The following is a 26371-nucleotide window of genomic DNA, read 5'->3' on the forward strand; positions in this document are numbered from 1 at the left end:
CCGACAGTGAGCGGTCTTAACGACTTCTGCCCGCCGACGGCGCGAACTGCAAAGCTCCTTGGCTCTTTCTAACAGGCCCTAGAACAGACCTTGAATCAATCCCGCCTTGTCGAGCGCAATGCTGTTGGCAGCAGGCACCCGCGGCAGGCCCGGCATAGTCATGATTTCGCCGCAGATGACGACGATGAAGCCGGCGCCGGCGGACAGGCGAACCTCGCGGATCGGCACCGCATGGCCGCTGGGCGCGCCGCGCAGGTTCGGGTCGGTCGAGAAGCTGTACTGGGTCTTGGCCATGCAGACCGGCAGATCGCCGTAGCCCGCATCCTCCCACTGCTTCAACTGATCGCGGATCTTCTTGTCGGCGATGGCCTCCTCGGCGCCGTAGATCTCATTGGCGATGGTATTGATCTTCTGGAACAGGGGCATGCCGTCTTCGTAAAGCGGCTTGAAGGCGGCCTTGCCGCCGTCGAGCAGGCCGACCACCTTGTTCGCCAGCTCCTCGGTGCCTTCCGAGCCCTTGCCCCAGTGTTCGCAGACCACCGCGTCGACGCCGAGCGTCTGGGTGAACGCCTGGATCGCCGCCAGTTCGGCCTCGCTGTCCTTCACGAAGCGGTTGATGGCCACCACAGCGGGCACACCGAACTTGGCCACGTTGGCAATGTGCCGGCCGAGGTTCTCCAACCCCTTCTTCACCGCTTCGACGTTCTCGTCGCCGAGGGCGTCCTTGGCGACGCCGCCGTGCATCTTCAGCGCCCGCACGGTGGCGACGATGACAACCGCTTCCGGATTGAGCCCGGCCTTACGGCACTTGATGTCGAAGAACTTCTCGGCGCCAAGGTCGGCGCCGAAGCCGGCCTCGGTCACCACATAATCGGCCAGCTTGAGGGCCGACTTGGTGGCCGAGACCGAGTTGCAGCCATGGGCGATGTTGGCGAAAGGACCGCCATGGATGAAGGCCGGGTTGTTCTCCAGCGTCTGCACCAGGTTGGGCATCAGCGCATCCTTCAGCAGAACGGTCATCGGGCCTTCGGCTTTCAGATCGCGCGCATAGATCGGCTTGCGGTCGCGGGTGTAGGCAACCACGATGTTGCCCAGGCGCGTCTGCAGATCCTCCAGTCCGTCGGCCAGGCAGAAGATCGCCATGACCTCCGAGGCCACGGTGATGTCGAAGCCGGTCTGGCGCGGAAAGCCGTTGGCGACCCCGCCGAGCGACGTCACTGTGTCGCGCAGCGCCCGGTCGTTCATGTCCAGCACTCGGCGCCAGGAGACCCGGCGCTCGTCGATGCCCAGCTCATTGCCCCAGTAGATGTGGTTGTCGATCAGCGCCGAGAGCAGATTGTGCGCGGAGGTGATGGCGTGAAAGTCGCCGGTGAAATGGAGGTTGATGTCCTCCATCGGGACCACCTGGGCGTAGCCGCCGCCGGCTGCCCCGCCCTTCATGCCAAAGCAGGGTCCCAGCGAAGGCTCGCGCAGGCAGATCATGGCCTTCTTGCCGATCCGGTTGAGACCGTCGCCCAGACCCACGGTGGTGGTGGTTTTGCCCTCGCCGGCCGGCGTCGGCGAGATCGCGGTCACCAGGATCAGCCGCCCGTCCCCCTTGGACTTCAGGGACTCCAGATAGTCGAAGCTGACCTTCGCCTTGCTGGGACCGTACTGCATCAGAGCGTCGGCGGGCATGTCGAGCTTGGCACCGATCTCGGTGATCGGCTTCATACTGGCTTCGCGGGCAATTTCGATATCGGACTTGGCCATCGTTTTTTCTGCCTGATTTCAATTGATTGCTGTCTGTAACGGTTCCCCGCGCCGCGCCAAGACGGGCCGGGGCAAGGCGCTGGATAGTGTTGGCTAGGTCCCGAGCTTGGCGCCGACGCTGAGGCCGGCCTTGGCCGCATAGTCCCCGGCGGAGATCTTCTTGTCGTCGTGCGGGCGCACCCGATCGACACGGATGGCGCCGCCGCCGGCGGCCACTGTGAAGCTGCCGTCCTCGGCGGCGATAACGCTGCCCGGATCGCCCGCACCTTCGACCTTGCCGGAGTCGAAGATCTTCACCTCGTTGCCGTTGAAGGTGGTCCAGGCGCCCGGTTGGGGGTTGGTCCCGCGTATCAGGTTGTAGACCTCGTCCACCGGCTTCGACCAGTCGATCTGGGCGTCCGCCTTGCGGCACCAGCTCTCGTAGGTCTTCTTGCTGTGATCCTGAGGGATCGACGGTGCCTTGCCGTCGCGCACCAGATCGACAGCCTCGACCATGGCGTCCACACCCATGGGGAAGAGCTGGTTGAAGTAGAGCGTGCCCAGCGTGTCGTCGGGACCGATCTCGACCGTCTTCTGCAGCAGCACCGGGCCCTCGTCGAGCCCTTCGTCGGGCCAGAAGATCGTCAGGCCGGTTTCCTTGCGGCCCATGATGATCGGCCAGTTGATCGAGCTTGGGCCGCGGTGCAAAGGCAGCAGCGAGGGGTGGTACTGGATCGTGCCCTTCTCCGGAACGTCGAGCACCGGCTGGGGCACGAAAAGCGTCACATAGGCCATGACGCAGAGGTCCGGCGCGAAGGAGCGCATCAGTTCCTCGGCCTCCGGCGTCTTCCAGGACGCGGGCTGGTGCAGCGGCAGGCCCTTCTCCAGGGCGAACTCCTTCAGGGGATCGGTCGGCCGCCCCTCCTTATCGGGGGCGCAGAACACCCCAACCACATTCTCCCCACGCTCCAGAAGCTTCTCGAGCACGGCCTTGCCAAAGGCCTGCTGGCCATGGACGACAATCCGCATGCCTGCCTGTTTCCCCCGTGTATTGGCCGTGCCTCAGAAAGGACGGTGTGATCAACGACGATTCCCGCCGGATCGGCTGATCCGGCGGCGACACTCTTCGGTCATTCAGCGGCGGCCTGCTCCGGCAGATCGCCCAGGGCCCCGCTGGCCCAGGTCTCCTGGATCTCGTCCTCGGAAAGCCCAAGGACCTGGCTCAGGATCTCGTTGGTGTGCTCGCCCAGCAGCGGCGAGCGGGTCACCTCGGCAGGCGAGTCCGACAGTTTGACGGGATTGCCCACAGTCAGGTACTTGCCGCGCTCCGGGTGGTCGACCTCGACGATGGTGCCGGTTTCCCGAAGGCTCGGCTCCTCCGCCAGCTCCTGCATCGAGAGGATCGGCCCGCAGGGAATGTTCAGCGGGTTGCAGGCCTCCATGACCTCGAACTTGGTCTTGGTCTTGGTCCAACCCTCGATGGTGTCGAAGATCTGCGGGATCTTGTCGAGCCGGGCCTCCGGCTTCGCATAGCCCGGGTCTTCCTTCCACTCCGGCTTGCCGATCAGATCGCAGATGTTGCCCCAGACGGCGGCCTGGGTGATGAAGTAGACATAGGCGTTGGGGTCGGTCTCCCAGCCCTTGCACTTGACGATCCAGCCGGGCTGACCGCCGCCGGAATCGTTGCCGGCCCGCGGCGTCGCTTCGCCGAAGGGAATGCCCTGGCCGAACTGGCTGTATTCCTTCAGAGGCCCATGCTGGAGGCGCTGCTGATCGCGCAGCTTCACCCGGCAGAGGTTCAACACCCCGTCCTGCATGGCGGCCAGCACACGCTGACCCTTGCCCGACGTCTCGCGATGGAACAGCGCCGTGACGATGCCCAGAGCCAGGTGGAGGCCGGTGCCGGAATCGCCGATCTGCGCGCCGGTCACGGTCGGCGGCCCGTCCAGGAAGCCGGTGGTCGAAGCGGCGCCGCCGGTGCATTGGGCAACGTTCTCGTAGACCTTGCAGTCCTCGTAAGGCCCGGGGCCGAAGCCCTTGACGGAGGCGTAGATCATCCGCGGATTGATCTTCTGCACCTGCTCCCAGCCGAAGCCCATGCGGTCCAGCGCACCGGGGGCGAAGTTCTCCACCAGCACATCGCAGGACTGTACCAGCTTGGTCAGAACCTCCTTGCCCTTCTCGCTCTTGGTGTTGAGCGTGATGGAGCGCTTGTTGTGGTTCAGCATGGTGAAGTAGAGGCTGTCGACGTCCGGGATGTCGCGCAACTGGCCGCGGGTGGCATCCCCCACACCAGGCCGTTCCACCTTGATGACGTCGGCGCCGAACCAGGCCAGAAGCTGGGTGCAGGTCGGCCCGGACTGAACATGGGTGAAGTCCAGGATGCGTACGCCTTCGAGAGCTTTCATACCGTGCTCCTGTATTCTGAAGTTTGACTCGTTGGAGCTGGGCTACTTCTTGGCAACCACGCTCTGCGGATTGAGATTGCCGATGCGGCCGCTTTCCGTGCCTGCCGCTTCGTCGATGACCGCGTTCACCAGGGCCGGCCGGCCGGAGTCCATGGCCTCGTTGACCGCGCGGCGCAGTTCATCGGGCGAGGTCGCGTAGTACCCGGCGCCGCCGAAGGCCTCCATCATCTTGTCGTAGCGCGCATCCTTGACGAAGACAGTGGTCGCCGCGTCCGCGCCGCCGGTCGGGTTGACGTCGGTCCCGCGATAGATGCCGCCATTGTTGAAGACCACCACGCAGATGGGCAGGTTGTAGCGGCAGATCGTCTCGATCTCCATGCCCGAGAAGCCGAAGGCGCTGTCGCCCTCGCCGGCCAGCACCGGCAGCCCGGTCTCAACCGCCGCCGCGATGGCCTGGCCCATGCCGATGCCCATGACGCCCCAGGTTCCGACGTCCAGGCGCTTGCGGGGCTTGTACATGTCGATGATGCTGCGCGCGAAATCGAGGGTATTGGCCCCTTCGTTCACGAGAACGGCGTCCGGCCGCTCGGCGATGATGGTCCGCAGCACGCCCAGGGCGCCGTGAAAGTCCATCGGCACGTTGTTGTTCTGCAGCCGCGGCGCCATGCGCTCGATGTTGGCGTCCTTCTTCGCCCTGACGGCCTCGGTCCAGTCGGCGGGCGGCGGGGTCCAGCCATCGCCCATCGCCTCAAGCAGGGCGGAGACGCAGGAGCCGATGTCGCCCACCAGCGGCGCGGCGATCTCGACGTTGCTGTCCATCTCCTTCGGCTCGATGTCGATCTGGACGAACTTCTTCGGCGCGTTCCCCCAGGTCTTGCCCTTGCCGTGGGAGAGCAGCCAGTTGAGCCGCGCACCGATCATCAGGACGACATCGGCCTCCTTCAGCACCAGGGAGCGGGCCGGGCCGGCCGACTGGGGATGGGTGTCGGGCAGCAGGCCCTTGGCCATGCTCATCGGCAGATAGGGAAAGCCGCTTTTCTCGACCAGGGCGCGGATCTCTTCGTCGGCCTGGGCGTAGGCAGCCCCCTTGCCAAGGACGATCAGGGGCCGCTTGGCGCCCTTCAGCACCTCCAGCGCCCGCGCGACGGCCTCCGGCGCCGGCAACTGGCGCGGCGCGGCGTCGACGACCTTCACGAGGGACTGTTGACCGGCTTCCGCGTTCATGACCTGACCCAGCAGATTGGCCGGCAGGTCAAGATAGACACCGCCGGGCCGCCCGGACACCGCCGAGCGGATGGCCCGGGCAATGCCGATACCGATGTCCTCGGCATGCAGCACGCGGTAGGCCGCCTTGCAGAGCGGCTTGGCAATGGCGAGCTGATCCATCTCCTCGTAGTCTCCCTGCTGCAGGTCGACGATCTCCCGCTCGGAAGACCCGCTGATGAGGATCATGGGGAAGCAGTTGGTGGTGGCGTGGGCCAGGGCCGTCAGGCCGTTGAGAAAGCCCGGCGCGGAGACCGTCAGGCAGACCCCGGGCTTCTTGGTCAGAAAGCCGGCGATGGCAGCGGCGTAGCCGGCATGCTGCTCGTGGCGGAACGACAGGACCCGCATGCCCTCGGCCTGCATGTAGCGGCCAAGGTCCGTGATCGGGATGCCCGGGACGTTATAGATGGTGTTGATGCCGTTGAGCTTCAGCGCGTCGATGACGAGGTGAAAACCGTCGGTCAGGGCCTCTGACTCGGCGGCTTGTTCCACGGTGGCATCAAGGCTCTGTACGGATGCTGACATCTTTGATTGCTCCCAAAAAAGAACGCTTCGCCTTGGCGACTTGGTTTCTGTATGGACCTTGTTCGGCTCCGCCCCTGTGACGCGACGACTGCCTTACCCAGTCGAGGGCTCACTCAGTCGAGGCCTCATTCAATCGAGATAATCGACGTGCGCCTCGATGTGCGCCGCCAGATTCAAAGTGTGTTCGCGCACTAGGCGCTCCGCGAGTTCAGTATCGCGGGCTTCCAGCGCCTCGATAATGTGCAGATGGTCGATGATCGACCGCTTGGCCCGGTCCTGTTCCGAAATCGTCCGGGCCCGGATACCCTTCATGTGAATGAACAGGCGATCGGCGGTTTCCTTCAACAGAGCGCAGCCGCTGAGCTCCAGGATCGACTGATGAAACTCGATGTTGCGGTCCGAGTACTCGTCGATGTGCGCCTGGACCTGCCCGTTCTCGAAAGAGGTGAAAAGCTTGCGCAAGGAGGCGATGCCCTCGTCGGAGGCATTCTGGGTGATCAGCCGGGCGGCCATGCTTTCCAGCGCCGCCCAGACCGTGATCATCTCCAGGATCTCCTTGCGCGACTTGCGGACGATAAAGACGCCGCGGCGCGGAATGACGGTAACCAGCCCTTCCTGCTCCAGGCGCGCCAGAGCTTCACGGATCGGCGTACGGCTGATGCCGAGCTGCTCGGAGAGCTGCCGCTCGTCCAGCTTCAACTGGGCGTCGTCGGCATAGATGTTCATGGAGGTTATGCCGTCACGCAGCGTCTCGTAGATGTGCTCCTTCAAGCTGAAGGTCGTCTCGATCGGCTTGACTTCGAGCTTGTTCGGCAGCATCGGCGGGGTCGGTCCGTTCCGTCGTGGCAAGGGCCAGACGCTGCAGCGGGCTTTGGCGCTCGGCGTCTGGTTCTTGGTATACAATAGCCCACAAACCAGCCGCCGACAATATCATTCCCGCCCCGTTCCGGGGACAAAAGCGTTATGAATTCCTAACAGGAAATCTTGGAAATACCCCGCATATCATTGATCTCAATATCACAAACCCCAGCGCAGTGCAGGGGTGTGCACCGGTGCATCCCAGAGCCTGCGCAGTTCGTCATCCAACAGAGTGACCGTCAGCGAACAGCCGGCCATTTCCAGGGAGGTGACGTAATTCCCAACCAGGCTGCGGGAAATGGTGACGCCGCGGCGTGCGAGCAGCTGCTCCGCTGCGTTGAACATCAGATAGAGTTCCATGAGCGGCGTGCCGCCGAAGCCGTTCAGCAGGACAAAGGCCTCGCCGCTGGCCTCACCACCGTGGGCCCGATCGCCGAAGTCCGAGAGAATGGCGGTCACCATCTCCTCGGCGATCTCGTTGGCCGAAGCCAACGCCACACGGCGGCGACCGGGTTCCCCGTGAATGCCGACGCCCAGTTCCATCTCGTTTTCGCCGAGATCGAAGGTCGGCGTACCCGCGGCCGGCACGGTACAGCTCGTCAAGGCGACACCCATGGAGCGGGTGGCGGCGTTGGCACGGTCGCCCAGCGCTTTCAGGGCAGCGAGGTCACGCCCCTCCTCCGCGGCGGCCCCCACGACCTTCTCCACGAACAGCGTCCCCGCAACACCGCGCCGGCCCGTCGAGAAGGTGGAAGTCTCCACCGCAACGTCATCGTTGGTCAGCACCGTCATGATCTCGCCGGCAGCCATCTCCGCCGCCATCTCGAAGTTCATGACGTCGCCTTCGTAGTTCTTGACGATGAAAAGCGTTCCGGCCCCGCCGTCGACCGCCTCCGCCGCCGCCAGCATCTGGTCGGGCGTGGGCGAGGTGAAGACCTGGCCCGGACAAGCCGCGTCCAGCATGCCGTGGCCGACAAAGCCGCCATGCAGCGGCTCGTGGCCCGAGCCGCCGCCGGAGATCAGGGCCACCTTGCCGGCCTTCGGCTGGATGCGGCGCACGAACTTGTGCTCTTCCCCCAGGGCGAGAAGGTCGCTGTGGGCCGAGACGAAACCGTCCAGGCTTTCGGTGAGCACCGTCTCGGTGGCGTTGATCAGCTTCTTCATGACGTCCTCTCTCCTCTGCCTTGCGCCCTCAGGGCTGTCGCCCCTGTTCGAACAAGCGCGCGACTTTTTGAACGAACTCCTCGATGACGCGTTCCAACTCGCGATTGCGCGCCTCATCCCCCAGATCCGGCAGGTGAATGCGATGCTCGCGCAGTTTTGGCGCGTCCTTCACCAGCTTCAGGCGGGCCGGATGCGCCAGGCCATAGCTCTTCAGAAAACTGCGTCGCTGCTCGACCGAGAAGTGGCAGATCTCGAAAATCGTCTCCAGATGGCGCGCGGGGATCGGCACTGAGTAGGCCGGGTTGGAGATCTGCGAGATGAAACTGCGGTTCTTGCCGAGCGCCGTGGCGAGGCGCTGGCGGGTGCCGGAGGGGCGCTTGTCGAGCACGCCCTGCAGCACCGCCTTGTAGGCGGCGACGGCATCGGCCGAGGCGACGGCAGGGGACCTAGCCATGCGCGTCGCCCAGCGCGATGCCGGCGATGGCCGCCTTGGTGCGCCCCAGGGCCAGCGGCGCGACAGAGAGGCTGCGCAATCCGCAGCCCAGCAGCGCCGGAATCCGGGACGGCTCGCCGCCGGCATCGCCGCAGAGGCTGACCTCGATACCGAGGGCCCGCGCGCTGCCAACCAGCCACGTGATCAGCTTCAGCATCGCCGGATGGGAGACGTCGTTGAGCGGCGCCACGGCAGCGATATCGCGCCCCGCAGCAGTCACGTACTGCGTCAGGTCGTTGGAGCCGATGGAGAAGAAGTCCGCCTCGGCAAAGAGCTCCGGCGCGATGGCCGCCGCCGGCACTTCGACCATCATGCCCATCGGCGCCGCCGCGCAAGCCGTGCCCTCGTCCTGCAGTTCCTTCAGCGCCTGATCAAAGAGACGCCGTGCCGCGTGCAGTTCTTCCGGACGGGTCACCATCGGCAGCATGATCTTGAGACTGCCGTGCGGCGCGGCGCGGGCCAGCGCGCGGAGCTGAACCCGGAATATCTCCGGGTGCGCCAGCGACAACCGCAGTCCCCGCACGCCCAGGAAGGGATTGGACTCCTCGGCCATCGTCAGACCAGCAATCGGCTTGTCCCCACCGGCGTCCAGTGTACGGATGACCACCGGCCTTCCTTCGGCCCATTCGAGCATCCGCCGATAGGCGCGGTACTGCTTTTCCTCATCCGGCAGCCCGCCGGCGCGGTGGAATAGGAACTCGCTGCGTACCAGCCCGATCCCGTCGCAGTCGTTGGGATCGAGCGCGTCCAGTTCCGCCGGATCGGCGACGTTGATCATGACGGCAACCGGCGTTCCGTCGCGTGTCACCGCCGGCTTGCCGCGAAATGCAGCCTCTTCGGCCTGCACCCGCCTTGCTGCCGCCTGCCGGTCGGCAAAGGCGGCACGCTCGGCGCTGCTGGGATCGACGATCAGCAGGCCGCTTTCGCCGTCCAGCAGGGCCTCTCCCCCATCGGGCAGCTCGGCATCGCCAAGCCCGACCACCATGGGCACGCCGCGGGCCCGCGCCAGCATGGCCACGTGACTGGAGGGGCTGCCCTGACGCAGCGCAAGCCCGCCGCCGCGGGTCCAGTCCGTTTCCAGAAAGCGGCTGGGCGTCAGGTCGCGGCCCGTCAGCACCTTGCCGGCCAGGTCCTGAGCCGGCAGCGCACGGCCGCTGAGATGCCGCAGCACACGGTCCTTCAGGTCCGAGAGGTCGCTTGCGCGGGCGCGGAAGTATTCGTCGTCGGCCGCTTCATAGTCGGCAATCTGGGTGTCCAAAGCGGCGCGCCAGGCGATCGCCGCGTTTTTGCCGTCCGCCAGGGCCGCAAGGGCCGGATCGATCAGCGCATCGTCCTCCAGCACGGCGACCTGGAACTCGATGATTCCGGCGGTCTCTGCGTCGAGATCGGCAAGAAGCGCCGCAAGCTCGGCCACGGCCTCGCTCATGGCCGCCCGCAGCCGACCGGCTTCCGCTTCCGGGTCGAGGCCTGCCGGCGATGCGGGCGCTTCGTTCGGAACCGCTTCGTCCTCCAGGACGATAAGCGGGCCGACTGCCAGACCCGGCGCCGCCGGGGTGCCCTGAAACAGGAGCCCGTTGCGATCAGGCGTTGGCGGCATCCGCCTGACCTTCATCGAAGTCGCGCTCAACAAGTGCCGTCAGCGCCGAGACCGCATCGCCGGCGTCATCGCCTTCGGCGCGAAAGAACAGCACCGTGTCCTTGGGCGCCTTGGCGGCCATGACCCGGACGATGCTTTTCGCATCGATCCAGGGACCGTCCTCCGAGACCGCCAGTTCGATGTGCGCGGTAAAGGTCTTGGCAAGCTTGGTAAGCTTCACCGAAGGTCTTGCGTGGAGGCCGACCGCATGGGTCATGAGGACTGAAGCTTCTTCCATTTCTTCCGCCGTACTCGATAAAGTCGTCATAAGGTCGTCGTTCTCGATACCGGCAGTCAGGCCGGCGACAGTTCCTCGGCCGTGCGGCGAACCACCTCCAGCGGCGCACCGCCGGAAGCTTCCGTCGCTGCAATCACCGCGCCTTCGACGATCGGCGCGTTGCAGATTGCAATGCGCCCGCGCCGCTCGTCGGGCTGCATTTCCACCGCCATTTCGCTGTTGGTTTCCGCCCCGCCCAGATCGACGAGAATGGCAACGCCGGCGTTGGTCCAGGCCTGATCAATCGCCCCCAGGATAGTCTCGACCGAGGTGCCGAGGCCGCCATCCGGGTCGCCCCCGCACCACGCCAGCGGGACCTCGTCGCCGACCATCTGGCGCACCATGTCCGCGGTGCCGCGGGCGACCTCCGGCGAATGGGAGACGATGACGATTCCAACCTTGTCCTCGCTCATTTCGCCGAGGCCTCCAGGGCCTTGCTGACGGTATCGATCATAAGTGCCGAGGACCGGGCGCCTGGGTCCATGTGGCCGATCGAGCGCTCCCCCAGAAAGGAGGCGCGGCCGCGTTCGGCGCGCATCGGAATGGTTGCCTTAGCCGCTTCAGCCACCGCAGCGCAGAGCCCCGGCGACGCCTTGGGCTCGGCCTTCAGCGTCTCCAGGGCCGGGGCCAGGACATCCAGCATGGTCTTCTGGCCGGGGTGCGACTTGCCCCGGGCCATCACCGCTTCCAGCGCTTCTTCGAAGGCTGCCAGGGTATCGGCGGTGGCCGGTGTTTCCGGCAGGCTCTTGCCCAGGGTCATGAAGAAAGTGCCGTACAAGGGTCCCGAAGCACCGCCCACCTTCATCACCAGCGCCATGCCGATGCTCTTCAGGGCCTCAGGCAGGGACTTTTCCGCCAGGCTATCGAGATCGGCCAGCACCGCCTCGGCGCCGCGCTTCATGTTCACGCCGTGGTCGCCGTCCCCGATCGCCTGATCGAGCGCGGTCAGTTCCTCCGCGTGGTCTATCACCGCCTGCGCCACGGTCTCGATCAGGCGGCGCCGGCTTTCGCCATCCTCTAGCATGCTATCCTCACTCTCATGCCCTCACGCGCGCACCGGCGCTGTCAAAATACAGCGGGTTGATCAGTTCGAGGGTCACCTGGTCATCCACCTCCAGCGGCGAGTCCGGTTCCACCAGGGTGGTGATTTTGCGTTCGCCCACCGTGACGTGCAGGTGGTTCTGGTCCCCCAGGTGCTCGATCCACTGCACCCTGCCCTGGGCGCTGCCGGTGTCGGCCTTGCGGATGCGAATGTGCTCCGTGCGCGCGCCGATCGTCGCCGCTGCCGCGGGCAGGCTGCCGGCCGGAAGCAGATCGCGCGGAATCAGATTGATTGCCGGCTGGCCGAGGCGCGTCGCGACATAGACGTTGTCCGGTTCCTCGTAGATCGTCCTGGGCGCGCCGACCTGGATAAGCCGCCCGTGGTCGATAACGCCGATGCGATTCGCCATGGTCATGGCTTCGATCTGGTCGTGGGTCACATAGAGCAGGGTCGCGCCCAGTTCCTTCTGGATGCGCTTCAGTTCCACACGCATCTCGGCGCGCAGCTTGGCATCCAGGGAGGACAGGGGCTCATCCATCAGATAGATCTGCGGTGCGCGCACCAGCGCCCGGCCGATGGCGACACGCTGCATCTCGCCGCCCGAAAGCTGGGTCGCCTTGTTGGCCAGCTTGCCGGGTATGCGCAGCATCTCGGCGATCTCGGTGACCCGCTGGCGAATCTGCTCCTCCGGCACCCGGCGGACCGGCGAGCGCAGAGGAAAGGCAAGGTTGTCGTAGACGGTCAGATGCGGATAGAGCGAGTACTGCTGAAAGACGAAGCTGACGTCGCGCACGGTCGGCGGCGCCCCGGTGACGTCCTGCCCGCCGATATGGATGCTGCCCTCATCGGCCTTCTCGAGGCCGGCCACCAGCCGCAGGGTCGTGGTCTTGCCGGCACCGGTCGGGCCCAGCAGCACCACGAACTCGCCGTCGGCGACGGTCAGGTCCATCCCTTCGACGGCGGTCAGGTCTCCGAAGCGCTTGGTGACGCCCTGCAGTTGGACCTCAGCCATGGGCCGCTCCCCCGGGCGCTGCATTGTGGAGCGCCGTCCGCAGGGCCCGCCCGCTCTCGGTCTCGAAAAGCGACAGCCGCTCCGAGAGGAAGGTCAGCCCCACCGTCTCGCCGGCGCTGACACGGGTGTCGGCCCGCAGGCGCGCCTTCACCCTGCCCTGGGCCGTTTCCACGGTGACGATCTGGTTGGTACCAAGGTATTCGGTTTCGAAGACCTTGCCCCGCAGCGCAGCCCCGTCGTCGAAGCGGATGTGCTCCGGCCGCACGCCCAGAGCGTACTCCGCCTCGCCGTGATCCTGGCGCAGCGCCGGCACGGCCACCTGCGCGCCGTTCACCGCTACGCTCGTCGCACCCTTCTGAAGGACGCCCCCAAAGGCCAGAAAGTTCATCGGCGGCGAGCCGATGAAATCGGCAACGAACATGCTGGCCGGGCGGTCATAGATCTCCTGCGGCGGGCCGAGCTGCTCGATGTACCCCTGGTTCATCACCGCGATCTTGTCGGCCATGGACATCGCTTCGAGCTGATCGTGGGTGACATAAACCGTGGTCGCGTCAATGCGGTCGTGCAAGGAGCGCAGTTCCTCGCACATCAGGTCGCGAAACTCGGCATCCAGGGTGCCCAGCGGCTCGTCCATCAGAAAAGCTTTCGGCCGCCGCACAATGGCCCGGCCCAGCGCCACCCGCTGCCGGTCGCCCCCGGCCAGGCCGGAGACCGATTTGCTCAGCAGATGGTCGATGCGCAGGAGCCGCGCGGTCTCTTCCACGCGCTCGCGGATTTCGCTCCGCGGACGGCCGATACACTTCAGCGGAAAGCCGATGTTCTGGCGCACGTTCATATGCGGATAGAGTGCAAAGAGCTGGAACACGAAGGCGATATCGCGCTCTGAGGCACGGTTGAAAGTCACATCCTCACTGTCCAGCCGGATGACACCGGAAGTCGGCAGCTCGAGCCCGGCGATCATACGCAGGGTCGTGGTCTTGCCGCAGCCCGAAGGCCCCAGCATGACGAAGAAGTCTCCGTCCTCGATGGTGAAGGAGGAGTCGGCGACGGCGACGAAGTCGTCGAAGGTCTTGCGCAGGCTTTCCACCCGAATCTCGGCCATAGCGCTCTCGCTACTCCTTGAAGTGGCTGACGATGATGAACATCACCGTGCCGGTCAGAATGGTGACGAAGGAGTAAGTGAAGAGCTCGAGGTAGAAGGGCTGCATGAGCATGAATGTGCCCACGGCAATGATGACGGTCGCCAGGTTCTCCCAGGGTCCCCGGCGCAACTGTAGGAAGCGGGTGAGCAGACTCTGGCTCTCGCTGTCTTTGCGGTGATCGATGTCCTGGCGGCTCATTTCCTGACCGCTCCGAAGGTGATGCCGCGCAGCAGGTGTTTCCTGAGCACGATGGTGAAAACCACGATGGGAATGAGGAAGAGGGTCGCGCCCGCCGCCACCGCCGGCCAGTCGAGCCCACCCTCCCCGATAATCGTCGGAATGAAGGGCGGCGCCGTCTGGGCTGTGCCGGAGGTCAGCAGCAGGGCAAAGGCATACTCGTTCCAGGCAAAGATCAGGCAGAAGATCGCGGTGGCGGCGATGCCGGTCGCTGCCTGCGGCAGCACGACCTTCACGAAGGCCTGCAGGCGCGTGTAGCCGTCGATCAGGGCCGCCTCTTCATACTCGCGCGGGATCTCGTCGATGAAGCCCTTCAGCAGCCAGACCGCCAGCGACACGTTGACTGCCGTGTAGAGCAGGATCATGCCCAGATGCGTGTCGGAGAGCCCGAGAGTGCGGTACATCAGGAAGATCGGGATCGCCACCGCGATGGGCGGCATCATCCGCGTACTGAGGATGAAGAACATGAGGTCGTCCTTCAGCGGCACCTTGAAGCGCGAGAAGGCATAGGCCGCCAGGGTGCCGAGGAAGACCGAAAGGAATGTCGAGCCGAAGCCGATGATGACCGAGTTCAGGAAGCGCTCGCCGAACTTCGACGGCCCTGCGATCACCATGTTGCGGTCGCGCACGAGACGTTCCACCCAGTTCTCCGGCGGCGGCAGCGAGGCCATGTACTCCGGCGTCTGGCGGGTGCGCGTGGTGAAGAGGTTCACGTAGCCTTCCAGCGAAGGCTCGAAGATCACCTTCGGCGGATAGGAGATCGAGTCCGGCGGCGTTTTGAAACTGGTCATCAGGATCCAGACCAGCGGCAGGATGGTGATCAGGGCGTAGAGGATCACCACGCCGCCGGCCAGATGCCGCGTCCAGGGCTTCGACTCCACGACGGAATGTGCGCTGGCGGCACTCATCGCTGCTTCACCTTGTTGAGAGCCTTGACGTAGATGTTGGCGACGCCGAAGACCGTGACGAAAAGGATGATCGCAAAAGCCGAAGAGTAGCCGGTGCGCCACTTCTCGAAGGCCTCGCGTTTCAGATTGATGGAGGCGAGCTCGGTCACCGAGCCGGGACCGCCGGAGGTGAGCTCCACCACCAGGTCGAACATCTTGAAGTTCTCGATCACCCGGAACAGCACCGCCAGCATCAGGAAGGGCAGCACCATGGGCACGGTGATCGACCAGAACTGGCGCCACTTCGAGGCGCGGTCAACCTCGGCCGCTTCGTAGATATAGTCGGGGATCGACCGCAGGCCGGCCAGGCAGATCAGCATCACATAGGGCGTCCACATCCAGGTATCGACGATGACGATGGCCCAGGGCGCGAGGTTCACGTCGCCGATCATTTGGAAGGAGGAGGGCTCGATCCCGGCGAAGAAGGCGACGATGTAATTGAACAGGCCGATCTGCGGCTGATAGAGGAACGTCCAGAAGTTCCCGACCACCGCCGGCGACAGCATCATCGGCAGCAGGATCAGGGTGGTCCAGAAGGAATGACCGCGGAACTGCTTGTTGATCAGCCAGGCCAGCCCGAAGCCGATGATCACCTGGAAGAACATGGTCCAGCCGACAAAGTGGGCGGTGACCTGCAGGGTGTGCCAGATGTCGGTGTCGGTCAGAACCCGCTCATAGTTCCGGAGCCCGATCCACTCGACTTCGCGATTGAGGCGGTTGGCCCTGTAGTTGGTGAAGGAGAGGTAGACCGTCCAGATCAGCGGAAAGATGTTGATCGCAAGCAGCAGGATGATGGTCGGGGTGACGAACAGCCAGGCGATCGCGCGGTCCGAGAGGCCACGGATCTGCCGCGCCATCGCCGGAGGCGTCGCCGCCGCGGCGGACTTGGCGATGCGCTGTGCCGTCGAGCTGTCGTCCATGGGAGCGTCGTTCCAAATGCGGGCCCAGATGCCGGCCGGATAAGAAAGGACCAGGGTCCCGTCCCCGGCGCCCTTGAGACGCCGGAGACGGAAGTGCCCCGATCGCTGTGCCTAGAGCTTGCCTTCGTCTTCGAAGGTCTCGGTCCAGTCCTCGATCAGCTTGTCGAGGGCCTCCTGGGCCGTGCCCTGATCGGCAACCACGTAGTCATGCAGGCGCTTCTGCATGGCCAGCAGCAGCTCGGCATAGGTCGGTTCCTGCCAGAAGTCCTGAACGCCGTCCATGGCCAGCAGGAAGTCGGCCGCGAAGGGCTGGCTTTGCTTGAAAGACGGGTCGTTCAGCACGGCAACGTGGCAGGAATAGCCGCCCAGCGACCACCACTTCTTCTGCACGTCCGGCTGGGCGAACCACTTGATGTACTCCAGCGCCTGCTCCTTCTTGTCGGAATAGGAGACGACGGAGATGCCCTGGCCGCCGAGGGTCGAGGCCTCGATCTTCTGGCCCGGGTTGACGAAGAAACCGATGTTGTCACCGCCGACCTTTTCGTCCTTGTGAAGGCCGGGGAAGAACGCGAACCAGTTCATCGCCATGGCCACCTGGCCGGACTTGAAAGCGTCGAGGCTCTCCTGCATGTAGCTGTCGGTGTAGCCCGGCGGCGTGCAGCACTCGTAGAGGTCCTTGTAGAACTCCAGCGCCGCAACCGCATCGGCGGAATTGACCGCACCCTCCATGTCGTAGCTGCCGGGCGTGTTCTCGTACTTGAAGCCCCAGGCGTAGAGCGCGCCGGTGGCACCCATGGTGATGCCCTCCGAGCCGCGCTCGGTGAAGATCGCCGCGCCGTAGCGCTTCTGGCCGTCGATCTCGCGGCCCTGGAAGAACTCGGCAAGGTCCTTCAGTTCCATCTGGGTGGTGGGCGGTGCCAGATCGCGGCCGTACTTCTCCTTGAAAGCCGCCTGCAGGTCCGGCCGGGAGAACCAGTCCTTCCGGTAGAACCAGGCGTTGGCATCCCCCATCGCCGGCAGGGCGTAGTAGTTGGGCGAGCCCTTGGGCCAGGTGGAATAGGCGTAGACGGTCGCCGGCGCGAAGTCATCCATCGAGATGCCGGCTTCTTCGAAGAAATCGTTCAGCTTTACGTAGTGGCCGTTTTCCGCACCGCCGCCGATCCACTGGCTGTCGCCGATCAGCAGGTCGCAGAGCTTACCGCCCGAGTTCAACTCGTTGAGCATGCGGTCGGCGAAGTTTGGCCAGGGCACGAACTCGAACTTCATGCCGATGCCCGATTGCGCGGTGAAGTCCTTGGACAGCTCCACAAGCGCGTTCGCCGGATCCCAGGCCGCCCAGCACAGCGTCAAATCGCCAGACTGCGCTTTTGCCTCCTCCGCCGGCCCGGCAAAAGCAAGCGCGGCGGCTGAGACCGCGGTCGCCAAAGCAAGAACCTTCTTCATCGTTATTCCTCCCTAGGGTTTGGGGGCGCGTTGTCCGGCAAACCCGCCGCCGCGCCATTCAGGCACCACGCGGGTGCACTGAATTCCGTTGTTTTTGTTGTCGTCTGAGAAGGCTGGCGTGGCTCTTCTACTCCCTGCCGAAGGCCTTGTGGTCTCCGGTCATTGTTTATTAATTTGGTTTAGTAAATCTCACTTCACTAAACATCGCAAGGTCTTTCTTCACGCGTCCGGCGACGTAACCCAATCTCAGGGCTTCACCCAGACCGCACCCTTCGCACTGGATTTCACCGCCGCCTCGACAAAGGCAACCCCCTCAAGACCGTCGGCCACAGTCGGAAAGATGACCGCCGGGTCGGGCTTGCCGCCGCTGCGCGCGGCATAGAGCGCCGCGGCGACCTCCGTGTAGACGTTGGCGAAGCCTTCCAGGTAGCCCTCCGGATGGCCGGGCGGCACCCGCGTCAACCGCCCTGCCGCCGCATCGGCGCCGTTGCCGGCGCGCGTCAGAAGGCGGCGTGGCGCACCATAGGGCGCGTGCCAGAGTTCGTTGGGGCTTTCCTGGCTCCATTCCAATCCGCCCTTGTCGCCGTAGACGCGCAGCCGGAGAGCATTCTCATTTCCCGGCGCCACCTGGCTGGCCCAGAGCATGCCCCGGGCGCCGCCCTTGTAGCGCAGCAGGATGGCGGCGTTGTCGTCGACCTTGCGGCCCTTCACGAAGGTGGAAAGATCGGCACAGAGCGAGTCGATCTTCAGGCCGGAGACAAAGCCGGCCAGATGATAGGCATGGGTGCCGATATCGCCGATGCAGCCGCCGGCGCCGGACTGTTTGGGGTCGGTGCGCCATTTGGCCTGCTTGTGGCCCTCGGCCTCCAGGCGCTCGGTCAGCCAGTCCTGCGGGTATTCGGCCTGCACCACCCGGAGGGTTCCCAGCTCCCCCGCCGCCACCATGGCGCGGGCCTGGCGGATCATGGGATAGCCCGAGTAGTTGTAGGTGACGGCGAAGAGGCACTTGCTCTTCTTCGTCAAGGTCACGAGATCCTTCGCCTGCTTCACCGTGGTGGTCAGCGGTTTGTCGCAGATCACGTGGATGCCCGCCTTCAGGAAGGCCTTGGCGACCGGCGCGTGCATGTGGTTGGGCGTGACGATGGCCACCGCCTCGATACCATCCGGCCGCTTGGCCTCCCTGGCCGCCATCTCCTCATAGGAGCCGTAGGCACGGTCCCTGGCGATGCCCAGGTCCAGCGCCGACGCGACAGCGCGCTTCTTCTGGGATGACAGCGCCCCGGCCACCAGATCGTAGTGGTCGTCCATCCGCGCGCAGAGGCGATGCACGGCGCCAATGAAGGCCCCCTGCCCGCCGCCGACCATACCCAGGCGGATCCGCCCGCCGCTGCGCGCATCGCCGCGCCCTTCGATTGCCATGTCGTCTCCCCCTTACGCGATGCCGAGCATGCGCCGGTTGGCACCCTCGTCGCTGCCGGCGTCGGCGAAGTCGTCGAAGGCCTTCTCGGTGACACGGATGATGTGATCGCGGATGAAGGTGGCGCCCTCGCGCGCACCGTCCTCCGGGTGCTTCAGGCAGCACTCCCACTCCAGCACCGCCCAACCGTCGAAGCCGTAGCCCGTCAGCTTGGAGAAGATGCCGACGAAATCGACCTGGCCGTCGCCGAGGGAGCGGAAGCGCCCGGCCCGGTTCACCCAGGACTGGTAACCGCCATAGACACCCTGGCGGCCGGTCGGGTTCAGCTCCGCGTCCTTCACGTGAAAGATCTTGATGCGGTCGTGGTAGATGTCGATGTGCTCCAGATAGTCCAACGCCTGCAGGACGTAGTGGCTGGGATCGTAGAGCATGTTGCAGCGCGGGTGGTTGCCGAGCCGTTCCAGGAACATTTCGAAGGTGACACCGTCGTGCAGGTCCTCGCCCGGGTGGATCTCGTAGCAGAGGTCACAGCCGGCGGCATCGAAGGCATCCATGATCGGCCGCCAGCGCTTGGCCAGCTCGTCGAAGGCGGTCTCGACAAGCCCGGGCGGGCGTTGCGGCCAGGGATAGATGTAAGGCCAGGCCAGCGCTCCGGAAAAGGTGACATGGGCGGTGAGCCCCAGGTTCTCCGAGGCCTTGGCCGCGCGCATGAGCTGGTCGACGGCCCACTCCTGGCGCGCCTGGGGGTTGCCGCGCACCTCGGGCGCCGCGAACCCGTCGAAGGCATCGTCATAGGCCGGATGCACCGCCACAAGCTGGCCCTGCAGGTGGGTGGAAAGCTCCGTCAGTTCCAGACCGTGGCTGGCGAGAACGCCCTTCACCTCGTCACAGTAGTCCTTGCTTTCGGAGGCCTTCTTGAGATCGAAGAGGCGCCCGTCCCAGCTCGGCATCTGCACGCCCTTGTAGCCGAGCGCCGAGGCCCAGCCCGCAATGGACTCCAGCGAATTGAAGGGGGCTTCGTCACCGGCGAACTGAGCCAGAAAGATCGCCGGGCCCTTGATCGTCTTCATCAGGCATCTCCTCTCGTAGCGCCGACTTCTGATGACACCGGCGCAGCGCCGGCGGTCGGTCGTTATGGAATGTTATCGCGCAGGAACACATCGATGCGGATGCGCTCCTGATCGGCCACGATGGGCGTCTCCTCGCAGGCGGACAGCAGCACCCGCGCGGCGCTCCGCGCCTCATGCCCCGGGTCCTGGTTGACCACCGCATCGATGGCGCCGCGCACAAGCTGCTTGCGGGTAAAGGGCGTCAGGTCGTGGGCAATGAAGACCACCTCTCCCAAGCGCCCGGTCGCCTCCAGAGCCGCGACGATCCCGCGGTTGCCGGCACCCACGTTGTAGATGCCCACCAGATCGGGGGTCTCCTCCAGCAGCGCGGTGGTCACGGCTTCCACCTTCTCGAAGTCGTCGCGGCCTTCGCGCACCGGAAGCACTTCAAGATCGGGGAACTCGCGTGCCATGATCTGCTCGAAGCCGAACTGCCGCTCCACATGGTCGCGCAAAGCAAGGGACCCGGCGATCAGCCCGACCTTACCGCGCCGCGGTCCGACGAAGCGGCCCAGCAGCATGGCCGCGGTGCGGCCGGCCGCCGTGTTGTCGATGCCCACGTAGTGCACCCGCTTGGCACCCGGCGCGTCGGAGACCAGGGTGACGACCTTGACCCCCGTATCAGACAAACCGTTGATGGCTTCGCGCACCGCCGGGTGATCCAGGGCCACCACCGCGACACCGTCAAAGTCATCGCCGAGCGCCTCCAGTTCCTCCGCCAGAGCCAGGCCGTCGAAGACGTCGACCGTGCGCACGGCGATCCGTACCCGCTCCGCCGTCAGGCGCTCGGCGGTCCGCTCCACCTCGCCCTGGAGGGTCTGCATGAAGGTGTTGGTGCCGGTCGGCAGGATGAAGCAGAAACGGTAGTCGCGCGCCCGCGCCAGTCGCGCCGCCAGCCGGTCGGGCTGATAGGCGAGCTTGTCGGCGGCCGCCTCGACCCGTTTCACGGTTTCGGATCGCACGCCGCTTCTGCGGTTGAGAACACGGTCGACGGTCGCGACGCTGACGCCCGCCTCCCGGGCCACGTCTTGGATTGTTATCCGCGCCACGGGATCACTTCCTCCCTGAGGCGCGAACCATGGCACGGCGCTTTGATGGGCGCAACTCAAATCATGAGGCTTTGCCTTCTAAGCCCGTGGAAAGCCGCAGAAATCGCCGCGGGACTCTAGGCGCGCTCGAAGCCGCGGCGGCGTTCCCAGTCCGTCACCCGGCGGTCGTATTCGAGCTGCTCCCACTCCGCCGTGTGGACATAGTGGTCGATCACTGGGTCGCCGAAGGCCGCGCGCAGCATCTTCGACTTGGCCAGGGCCCGCGTCGCCGCGCGCAGGGTCTTGGGCACCTCGCGCAAACGCTTGCCGTAGTAGGCATCACCGACGAAGGCGTCCTCCAGATCGAGCTTTTCCTCGATCCCCGCCAGGCCGGCTGCCAGCAGGGCGGCGAAGGCCAGGTAGGGGTTGAGGTCCGCCCCGCCGACGCGGCATTCGATACGCACGGCCTTGGTGTCTTCCCCGCAAAGCCGGAAGCCGGCGGTGCGGTTGTCGCGGCTCCAGACCGCCTTGGTCGGGGCGAAGGTCCCGACCTGAAAGCGCTTGTAGGAGTTGATATAGGGCGCCAGGAAGTAGGTGATATCGTCGGCGTACTTCAACTGCCCGGCCAGGAACTGGCGCATCAGCTTGGACATGCCGAGCGCGCCCTTCGGGTCGCGGAACAAGGGCTTCTTGCCGGTCTTGTCCCAGAGCGAGGCGTGGATGTGGCAGGAGTTCCCGGCCAGCTCGTAGTCCCACTTGGCCATGAAGGTGACGGCCTTGCCCTTGGCGTAGGCGATCTCCTTGATCCCGTTCTTCAGGATCGTGTGGCGGTCGGCCATCTCCAGCGCGCTGGTGTAGCGCACGTTGATCTCCTCCTGGCCCGGCCCCCACTCGCCCTTGGAGTTCTCAACCGGAATGCCCGCGCCCTGCAGGCCGTTGCGGATGGCCCGCATCACCTCCTCCTCCTTGGAGGTCTGGAAGATGTGGTAGTCCTCGATGTAGTAGCCGGCGGTCTTCAGGTCGTTGTAGTGCTTCTGGTGCGCGCTCTCGTAGGTCTCGTCGAAAAGGTAGAACTCCAACTCGGACGCCAGGAAAGCCGTGTAGCCCTTGGAGGCGAGGCGCCCCTCCATCGCCTTCAGGAGGGCACGCGGCGAATGGGGGATGTCGTCGTGGTGGTGATGATCCTGGACATCGCAGAGCACCAGCGCGGTGCCTTCCAGCCAGGGCGTCACGCGCAGCGTCGAGAGATCGGGCTTCAGCACAAAGTCGCCGTAGCCCTGGGCCCAGTTGGCCGCCTCGTATCCCGGCACCGGTTCCATGTCCAGGTCATTGGCCAGCAGGTAGTTGCAGGCATGGGTTTCGTCCTGCGCGGACTCCAGGAAGAACTGCGCATGGAAGCGCTTGCCGACCAGGCGTCCCTGCATGTCGACCATGCAGACCAGGACCGTGTCGATCGCGCCCTGGACGACCGCTTCCTTAAGTTGCGCGAGGGTAAGATTGCCTGGCATGGCCGGACCTCCGGAGATGACTGGAAACGCCGGAGAGGACTCTCCGGCAGAGGGAATCGCTTGGGACGGCGAGCATAGAGCCTGACGCGGTCCCAGGTCGAGGCTTCAGGCTACCGGACGCAGCCGTACGGGCTTCGACGGCCGGAGTCTGATTGTACATGCGGGCCCTGGCCGCATAATGGACCGGACGATGGACAGCATGACGGCAGACATCCTGCTCGCCATCGGCGGCGTCGGGCTCTTTCTCCTCGGGATGGTGGTGCTGACCGAGGGGCTTCGGCATCTGGCCGGCGATGCCCTGCGCAGCCTGCTGGCGCGCTTCACCCGAACGCCCCTGCGCGGTGTCGCCGCCGGGGCGCTGACCACCGCCGTCATTCAGTCCTCCAGCGCCACCACGGTCACCGCCGTCGGTTTCGTCGGCGCCGGTCTGCTCACCTTTCCGCAGGGGCTGGGCATCGTTCTCGGCGCCAACGTCGGCACCACCGTCACCGGCTGGATCGTCGCCATCCTCGGCTTCAAGCTGAACCTCGGCACGGTGGTCCTGCCGCTGGTGCTGCTGGGGGTGCTGCTCCGGCTCTTTGCAACAGCGCCCTGGCGCCACGTCGGCTGGGCCCTGGCGGGTTTCTCTCTGCTGTTCGTCGGCATCGAGGCCATGCAGCAGGGCATGGCCCCCTTCGAGGGCGTCGTGACGCCGGGAGACTTTCCCGACGACACGCTTCTCGGCCGCTTGCAGCTTGTCCTGATCGGCATCGCCATCACCCTGGTCACCCAGTCCTCCAGCGCCGGCGTGGCGGCTGCCCTGGTGGCGCTGGGGACCGGCGCAATCTCCTTCCCCCAGGCCGCGGCCCTGGTGATCGGCATGGATGTCGGAACGACCTTCACCGCGGTGCTGGCGACCGTCGGCGGCTCGACAGCGATGCGCCAGACCGGCTACGCCCACGTGCTCTACAACGTTCTGACCGCCACCATCGCCTTCTGCCTGCTGGGGCCCTTCGCCGCCGCCGTTGCGCCCTGGCTGGCGACGGACAGCAGCGGCGATGCCCAGCTCGCCCTCGTCGCCTTCCACACCACGTTCAACTGTCTGGGCGTTGCGCTGGTGACACCCTTTGCCGGCCCTTTCTCGCGGCTGATTGTGCGTCTGGTCCCAGAGCGCGGACCGCCCCTGCTGCGCCGCCTCGACAACCGCCTGCTGCGCGATCCGGCCGCGGCCGTCGACGCGGCGGTGGCCACCATCGGTGATATCGCCGCCGAGCTCACCACCATCCTCACAAGGCAGCTCGACCCCAGCACTGCGCAGCAGCTTCAGGAAGACCGCCTCGCCGCAGTCGACCAGGCGCTCGCCGCGACCCGCGACTTCGTCGAGAAAATCCGCACCGAGCCCAGCAACGAGGCGGCACACCGGCGCCACCTCGCCACCATGCACGCGCTTGATCATCTGATCCGCTTGGCCCAGCGCTGCGACCAGCAGGCCCGCATCGAGATCCTGCAGACCGAGCCGCGCCTGCGGCGCCTGGCGGCCCTGCTGCGCGGCGCCGCCACCGCCATCGGCCGGGACGACGAGCCCAGCGTCACGGAGGAACGCTTCAACAGGCTGCGCAGACTGCTGCGCGAACAGCGCTCGCGCTACCGCGAGCGCATGGTCGAAGCCGCTGCCGCCCAAGAGATCGGCGCCAAGACCACGCTGCGCCGCCTCGACAGTGTCCGATGGCTGCACCGCGTCGCCTATCATCTCTGGCGCACTCTGCACCATCAGGGTCTCGCCCATCAGGCCGCTCCGCCACAGCCCGCCGCGCCGGAATCGGCCATCGAGCTGGAGAACGAGTGACGCATGGCAGACATGGGTGGAAAGCGTGCCTAGACCCCGTCATGCAGGCGGTGGTTGACCGGCGTCAGCCCCTGACGTGCCTCGTCATAGAGCGTGAAGAGCCGGCTGTAGACTGCATGCCGCCCGGGGTCCGGGACGTTCTCTTGCGCAATCCGCACGCAGGCCGCCACCGCCTCCTCTGGCGTGGCGAAGATGCCGGCGCCGATGGCGGCCACCAGCGCCGCGCCGAAAGAGGCATCGCCGTTGCCCGGCACTTTCACCGTCAGGCCGGTCACGTCGGCGATGATCTGGCGCCAGGTGGCGCTGCGCGCGCCGCCGCCCAGCAGCCGCATGTCCCCGAAGGTCGCCCCCGAGAGCGTCTTGGCCGCCAGCAGCACATCGTTCAGGGCGAAGGCGATCCCCTCGTAGCAGGCCCGGGCGAAATGGGCCCGGCGGTGCCCCAGGGTCAGGCCGATGAAATCGCCGCGCAGCTTCGGGTCCCAATGGGGCGCGCGTTCGCCCATCAGGTAGGGGTGGAAGATCAGGCCGTCGCTGCCCGGCGCGACCCCGGCGGCCATGCGGTCCATCTCCCCAAAGGCGTCCTCTTTCGGAAGCTCGGAGAAGAAGGTATCGCGCACCCAGCGGTGTGCCGTGGCACAGGCGTTGATGCCGGAGGCCATGTACCAGCGCTCCGGCATGATGTGCGGGTAGCAGGAGACCGGCGGATGGACCTCGGGGTTTGCGGTCGTCAGGAACACCACACCTGCCGTCGCCAGCTTGATCGCCCCCTGGCCGGGCGCGATGGCGCCGGCGCCGTAAAGCTCCACCGTAGTGTCGTTGGAGCCAACCACAACGGGCGTTCCGGGTTTCAGGCCCGTGGCGGCAGCGGCATCGGCGGTGACAGTCCCGGCGACCTCCCAGGGTTGGCGCAGCGGCGGCAGGCTTTCCATCGGCCAGCCGATAAGGCCGCAGATCTCCTCCGACCAGCCGCGGCTCCCGACATCGGACATCAGGGCGCCCAGAGCATCGGAGTAGTCCGAGGTCCAGTCCCCGGTCAGCCGGCTGCGCAGCCAGTCCTTTGAGATGTAGAGGCGCGCCGTGCGGGCGACGACCTCCGGCTCGTGCTTCTGCAGCCAGGCAAGCTGGCAGAGGGTCCAGGTCGGATTGGCGCGGTTGAGCCCCTTTTCGATGATCAGGTCGCCCGCGCGGGCGTGCAGTTCGGCGGCCTCCTCGGCGCTGCGCTGATCGTTCCAGAGAATGGCCGGCCGCAGCACCCGTCCGGCGGCGTCTTCCAGCACGGCGATGTGCGCCCCGCCGGAAAGACCGACGGCGGCGATCTGCCCGGTGTCGATAGCCGCCTGCTCCAGCGCCCGGGGCACGGCGTTGCAGAGTGCCGACCACCAGCCCGCCGGGTCCTGCTCGGACCAGCCGGGCTGCGGGCTGTTGGTGACGATCGGGTCGGCGGCCTCGGCCAGGGTGGCGCCGGTTTCGTCGATCAGCGTCGCTTTCAGGCTTCCGGCGCCGAGATCGATGCCCAGCGTGACCCGCTTGGCCGCCGTCATGCGCCGTCCTCAGGTGTGACGTAGGCGGCGGAAATGCCCCCGTCCACCAGCCAGCCGGCTCCGGTCACATAGCTCGCCGCCTCTGAGCAGAGGAAACAGGCTACCGAGGCCACCTCGCCCGCCTCACCGAAGCGGCCGAGCGGCATGTGGACCCGCCGCCGCTCCAGCTTCTCCGGCGTATCGAAGAGTTCCGCCGTCAACGGCGTGCCGATCGGCCCCGGCAGCAGCGCGTTGGCACGAATGCCCTGGCGGCCGTACTGCACCGCGATCTCGCGCGTCATCGCCATCACCCCGCCCTTGGAGGCGGTGTAGGCAAGCTGGGGGACCGCCGAGCCCATGACCGCCACCAGCGAGGACATGTTGAGAATGGCGCCGCCGCCGGCCCGCCGCAGGGCCGGAATGCCGAAGCGGCAGCCGTGGAAGACGCCTGTCAGGTTGATGGCGATGGTGCGGTCCCAGATGGCAAGATCCGTGTCCTCGGGCCCGCGGTCCTCCGACAGCATGATCCCGGCGTTGTTAAAGAGCGTGTCGACGCGGCCGAGCCCGGCCTCAGCCGCTGCGATCATTTCCGCAACGGACTCGCCCTCGGCGACGTCGACCTCCAGGGCCAGGGCCTTGCCGCCGGCCGCCGTGATCGCCTCCGCCGTCTGCTCTGCCGCCGCGAGATTCAGATCGGCGGCCGCCACCGCCGCCCCCTCCCGGGCGAACAGCAGCGCCGCCTCGCGACCGATCCCGGCGCCGGCGCCGGTGATGACCGCGTGGCGCCCGGCCAGTTGCTGACCGGCCGTCTGCTGATGCGTCATGCTTTCCCCCTGCGGGCTGATCCTCGTAAGGTCCCGGATCAG

Annotated in this window: 24 protein-coding genes; 1 reads left to right on the plus strand and 23 read right to left on the minus strand. The window is 65.9% G+C overall.

Annotated elements, in window-relative coordinates; all coding sequences use genetic code 11:
• Positions 1-78 precede the first annotated feature (78 nt).
• The 21 genes from Q0982_RS03760 to Q0982_RS03860 form a co-directional block, all read right to left on the minus strand.
• Positions 79-1752, minus strand: coding sequence for a formate--tetrahydrofolate ligase (locus Q0982_RS03760; protein WP_299391857.1), 1674 nt, complete (start codon positions 1750-1752; stop codon positions 79-81).
• Positions 1753-1845: 93 nt separating this feature from the next.
• Positions 1846-2760: a methionyl-tRNA formyltransferase gene (locus Q0982_RS03765; protein WP_299391859.1), complete on the minus strand. Its 915-nt coding sequence runs from the start codon at positions 2758-2760 to the stop codon at positions 1846-1848.
• 101 nt (positions 2761-2861) lie between these two features.
• Positions 2862-4139 carry a formyl-CoA transferase gene (frc, locus tag Q0982_RS03770; RefSeq protein ID WP_299391861.1) on the minus strand — a complete coding sequence of 426 codons (1278 nt, stop codon included), beginning with the start codon at positions 4137-4139 and terminating at the stop codon, positions 2862-2864.
• Positions 4140-4181: 42 nt separating this feature from the next.
• Positions 4182-5927: an oxalyl-CoA decarboxylase gene (gene oxc / locus Q0982_RS03775; RefSeq protein WP_299391863.1), complete on the minus strand. Its 1746-nt coding sequence runs from the start codon at positions 5925-5927 to the stop codon at positions 4182-4184.
• 129 nt (positions 5928-6056) lie between these two features.
• On the minus strand, positions 6057-6746 hold the full coding sequence (locus Q0982_RS03780) for a GntR family transcriptional regulator (protein WP_299391865.1): 690 nt from the start codon (positions 6744-6746) through the stop codon (positions 6057-6059).
• 198 nt (positions 6747-6944) lie between these two features.
• On the minus strand, positions 6945-7949 hold the full coding sequence (gene dhaK, locus Q0982_RS03785) for a dihydroxyacetone kinase subunit DhaK (RefSeq protein WP_299391868.1): 1005 nt from the start codon (positions 7947-7949) through the stop codon (positions 6945-6947).
• Between the two features lie 28 nt (positions 7950-7977).
• Complete coding sequence (locus Q0982_RS03790) at positions 7978-8403, minus strand: hypothetical protein (protein ID WP_299391869.1); 426 nt, start codon at positions 8401-8403, stop codon at positions 7978-7980.
• Positions 8396-10039, minus strand: coding sequence for a phosphoenolpyruvate--protein phosphotransferase (ptsP, locus tag Q0982_RS03795; protein ID WP_299391872.1), 1644 nt, complete (start codon positions 10037-10039; stop codon positions 8396-8398). The genes Q0982_RS03790 and ptsP overlap by 8 nt, the downstream gene beginning before the upstream one ends.
• A complete protein-coding gene (locus Q0982_RS03800; RefSeq protein ID WP_299391874.1) occupies positions 10023-10346 on the minus strand; it encodes an HPr family phosphocarrier protein in 324 nt (107 codons plus the stop codon). The genes ptsP and Q0982_RS03800 overlap by 17 nt, the downstream gene beginning before the upstream one ends.
• Before the next feature lie 26 nt (positions 10347-10372).
• Positions 10373-10768 carry a dihydroxyacetone kinase phosphoryl donor subunit DhaM gene (dhaM, locus tag Q0982_RS03805; protein WP_299391877.1) on the minus strand — a complete coding sequence of 132 codons (396 nt, stop codon included), beginning with the start codon at positions 10766-10768 and terminating at the stop codon, positions 10373-10375.
• Entirely contained in the window at positions 10765-11379 is a 615-nt protein-coding gene (dhaL, locus tag Q0982_RS03810; RefSeq protein ID WP_299391879.1) for a dihydroxyacetone kinase subunit DhaL, read from the minus strand. Before dhaL ends, dhaM begins: the two co-directional genes overlap by 4 nt.
• 13 nt (positions 11380-11392) lie before the next feature.
• Positions 11393-12409: an ABC transporter ATP-binding protein gene (locus Q0982_RS03815; protein WP_299391882.1), complete on the minus strand. Its 1017-nt coding sequence runs from the start codon at positions 12407-12409 to the stop codon at positions 11393-11395.
• The gene (locus Q0982_RS03820; protein ID WP_299391884.1) at positions 12402-13511 is read right to left on the minus strand and encodes an ABC transporter ATP-binding protein; all 1110 of its coding nucleotides are present in this window, start codon (positions 13509-13511) and stop codon (positions 12402-12404) included. Before Q0982_RS03820 ends, Q0982_RS03815 begins: the two co-directional genes overlap by 8 nt.
• Positions 13512-13521: 10 nt before the next feature.
• Positions 13522-13749 (minus strand): hypothetical protein, encoded by a 228-nt coding sequence (locus Q0982_RS03825; RefSeq protein ID WP_299391887.1) that lies wholly within the window; start codon positions 13747-13749, stop codon positions 13522-13524.
• Complete coding sequence (locus Q0982_RS03830; protein ID WP_299391888.1) at positions 13746-14696, minus strand: carbohydrate ABC transporter permease; 951 nt, start codon at positions 14694-14696, stop codon at positions 13746-13748. The genes Q0982_RS03825 and Q0982_RS03830 overlap by 4 nt, the downstream gene beginning before the upstream one ends.
• Positions 14693-15655 (minus strand): carbohydrate ABC transporter permease, encoded by a 963-nt coding sequence (locus Q0982_RS03835; RefSeq protein WP_299391891.1) that lies wholly within the window; start codon positions 15653-15655, stop codon positions 14693-14695. Before Q0982_RS03835 ends, Q0982_RS03830 begins: the two co-directional genes overlap by 4 nt.
• A 111-nt stretch (positions 15656-15766) precedes the next feature.
• Positions 15767-17098, minus strand: coding sequence for an ABC transporter substrate-binding protein (locus Q0982_RS03840; RefSeq protein ID WP_299391893.1), 1332 nt, complete (start codon positions 17096-17098; stop codon positions 15767-15769).
• A gap of 246 nt (positions 17099-17344) precedes the next feature.
• Positions 17345-18517, minus strand: a complete 1173-nt coding sequence (locus Q0982_RS03845) for a Gfo/Idh/MocA family protein (RefSeq protein ID WP_299391896.1) — start codon at positions 18515-18517, stop codon at positions 17345-17347.
• Positions 18518-18529: 12 nt separating this feature from the next.
• A complete protein-coding gene (locus Q0982_RS03850; RefSeq protein ID WP_299391898.1) occupies positions 18530-19585 on the minus strand; it encodes a sugar phosphate isomerase/epimerase in 1056 nt (351 codons plus the stop codon).
• Between the two features lie 62 nt (positions 19586-19647).
• Complete coding sequence (locus Q0982_RS03855) at positions 19648-20673, minus strand: LacI family DNA-binding transcriptional regulator (protein ID WP_299391901.1); 1026 nt, start codon at positions 20671-20673, stop codon at positions 19648-19650.
• A 116-nt stretch (positions 20674-20789) separates the two neighbouring features.
• A complete protein-coding gene (locus Q0982_RS03860) occupies positions 20790-22160 on the minus strand; it encodes a glutamine synthetase family protein (RefSeq protein WP_299391903.1) in 1371 nt (456 codons plus the stop codon).
• 199 nt (positions 22161-22359) lie between these two features.
• On the opposite strand from Q0982_RS03860, the gene Q0982_RS03865 reads away from it, so the two are divergent.
• A complete protein-coding gene (locus tag Q0982_RS03865; protein WP_299391906.1) occupies positions 22360-23985 on the plus strand; it encodes a Na/Pi cotransporter family protein in 1626 nt (541 codons plus the stop codon).
• Positions 23986-24014: 29 nt separating this feature from the next.
• On the opposite strand, the gene xylB is transcribed toward Q0982_RS03865, so the two are convergent.
• Entirely contained in the window at positions 24015-25526 is a 1512-nt protein-coding gene (xylB, locus tag Q0982_RS03870) for a xylulokinase (RefSeq protein WP_299391908.1), read from the minus strand.
• Positions 25523-26329, minus strand: a complete 807-nt coding sequence (locus Q0982_RS03875) for an SDR family oxidoreductase (RefSeq protein WP_299391910.1) — start codon at positions 26327-26329, stop codon at positions 25523-25525. The genes xylB and Q0982_RS03875 overlap by 4 nt, the downstream gene beginning before the upstream one ends.
• Between the last annotated feature and the right edge of the window lie 42 nt (positions 26330-26371).

This window comes from Pelagibius sp., assembly GCF_028281305.1.
Taxonomy (GTDB): domain Bacteria; phylum Pseudomonadota; class Alphaproteobacteria; order Kiloniellales; family Kiloniellaceae; genus Pelagibius.

Excerpts from the sequence above, each read along its gene's own strand:
- Q0982_RS03865 (WP_299391906.1), top strand. The coding sequence starts at position 22,360 with ATGACGGCAGACATCCTGCTCGCCATCGGCGGCGTCGGGCTCTTTCTC.
- xylB (WP_299391908.1), bottom strand. The coding sequence starts at position 25,526 with ATGACGGCGGCCAAGCGGGTCACGCTGGGCATCGATCTCGGCGCCGGA.
- Q0982_RS03830 (WP_299391888.1), bottom strand. The coding sequence starts at position 14,696 with ATGAGTGCCGCCAGCGCACATTCCGTCGTGGAGTCGAAGCCCTGGACG.
- dhaM (WP_299391877.1), bottom strand. The coding sequence starts at position 10,768 with ATGAGCGAGGACAAGGTTGGAATCGTCATCGTCTCCCATTCGCCGGAG.
- Q0982_RS03790 (WP_299391869.1), bottom strand. The coding sequence starts at position 8,403 with ATGGCTAGGTCCCCTGCCGTCGCCTCGGCCGATGCCGTCGCCGCCTAC.
- oxc (WP_299391863.1), bottom strand. The coding sequence starts at position 5,927 with ATGTCAGCATCCGTACAGAGCCTTGATGCCACCGTGGAACAAGCCGCC.
- frc (WP_299391861.1), bottom strand. The coding sequence starts at position 4,139 with ATGAAAGCTCTCGAAGGCGTACGCATCCTGGACTTCACCCATGTTCAG.
- Q0982_RS03850 (WP_299391898.1), bottom strand. The coding sequence starts at position 19,585 with ATGAAGACGATCAAGGGCCCGGCGATCTTTCTGGCTCAGTTCGCCGGT.
- Q0982_RS03760 (WP_299391857.1), bottom strand. The coding sequence starts at position 1,752 with ATGGCCAAGTCCGATATCGAAATTGCCCGCGAAGCCAGTATGAAGCCG.
- Q0982_RS03875 (WP_299391910.1), bottom strand. The coding sequence starts at position 26,329 with ATGACGCATCAGCAGACGGCCGGTCAGCAACTGGCCGGGCGCCACGCG.
- Q0982_RS03825 (WP_299391887.1), bottom strand. The coding sequence starts at position 13,749 with ATGAGCCGCCAGGACATCGATCACCGCAAAGACAGCGAGAGCCAGAGT.
- Q0982_RS03765 (WP_299391859.1), bottom strand. The coding sequence starts at position 2,760 with ATGCGGATTGTCGTCCATGGCCAGCAGGCCTTTGGCAAGGCCGTGCTC.
- dhaL (WP_299391879.1), bottom strand. The coding sequence starts at position 11,379 with ATGCTAGAGGATGGCGAAAGCCGGCGCCGCCTGATCGAGACCGTGGCG.
- ptsP (WP_299391872.1), bottom strand. The coding sequence starts at position 10,039 with ATGCCGCCAACGCCTGATCGCAACGGGCTCCTGTTTCAGGGCACCCCG.
- Q0982_RS03840 (WP_299391893.1), bottom strand. The coding sequence starts at position 17,098 with ATGAAGAAGGTTCTTGCTTTGGCGACCGCGGTCTCAGCCGCCGCGCTT.
- Q0982_RS03780 (WP_299391865.1), bottom strand. The coding sequence starts at position 6,746 with ATGCTGCCGAACAAGCTCGAAGTCAAGCCGATCGAGACGACCTTCAGC.
- Q0982_RS03800 (WP_299391874.1), bottom strand. The coding sequence starts at position 10,346 with ATGACGACTTTATCGAGTACGGCGGAAGAAATGGAAGAAGCTTCAGTC.
- Q0982_RS03835 (WP_299391891.1), bottom strand. The coding sequence starts at position 15,655 with ATGGACGACAGCTCGACGGCACAGCGCATCGCCAAGTCCGCCGCGGCG.
- Q0982_RS03820 (WP_299391884.1), bottom strand. The coding sequence starts at position 13,511 with ATGGCCGAGATTCGGGTGGAAAGCCTGCGCAAGACCTTCGACGACTTC.
- Q0982_RS03815 (WP_299391882.1), bottom strand. The coding sequence starts at position 12,409 with ATGGCTGAGGTCCAACTGCAGGGCGTCACCAAGCGCTTCGGAGACCTG.
- Q0982_RS03845 (WP_299391896.1), bottom strand. The coding sequence starts at position 18,517 with ATGGCAATCGAAGGGCGCGGCGATGCGCGCAGCGGCGGGCGGATCCGC.
- dhaK (WP_299391868.1), bottom strand. The coding sequence starts at position 7,949 with ATGAAGAAGCTGATCAACGCCACCGAGACGGTGCTCACCGAAAGCCTG.
- Q0982_RS03860 (WP_299391903.1), bottom strand. The coding sequence starts at position 22,160 with ATGCCAGGCAATCTTACCCTCGCGCAACTTAAGGAAGCGGTCGTCCAG.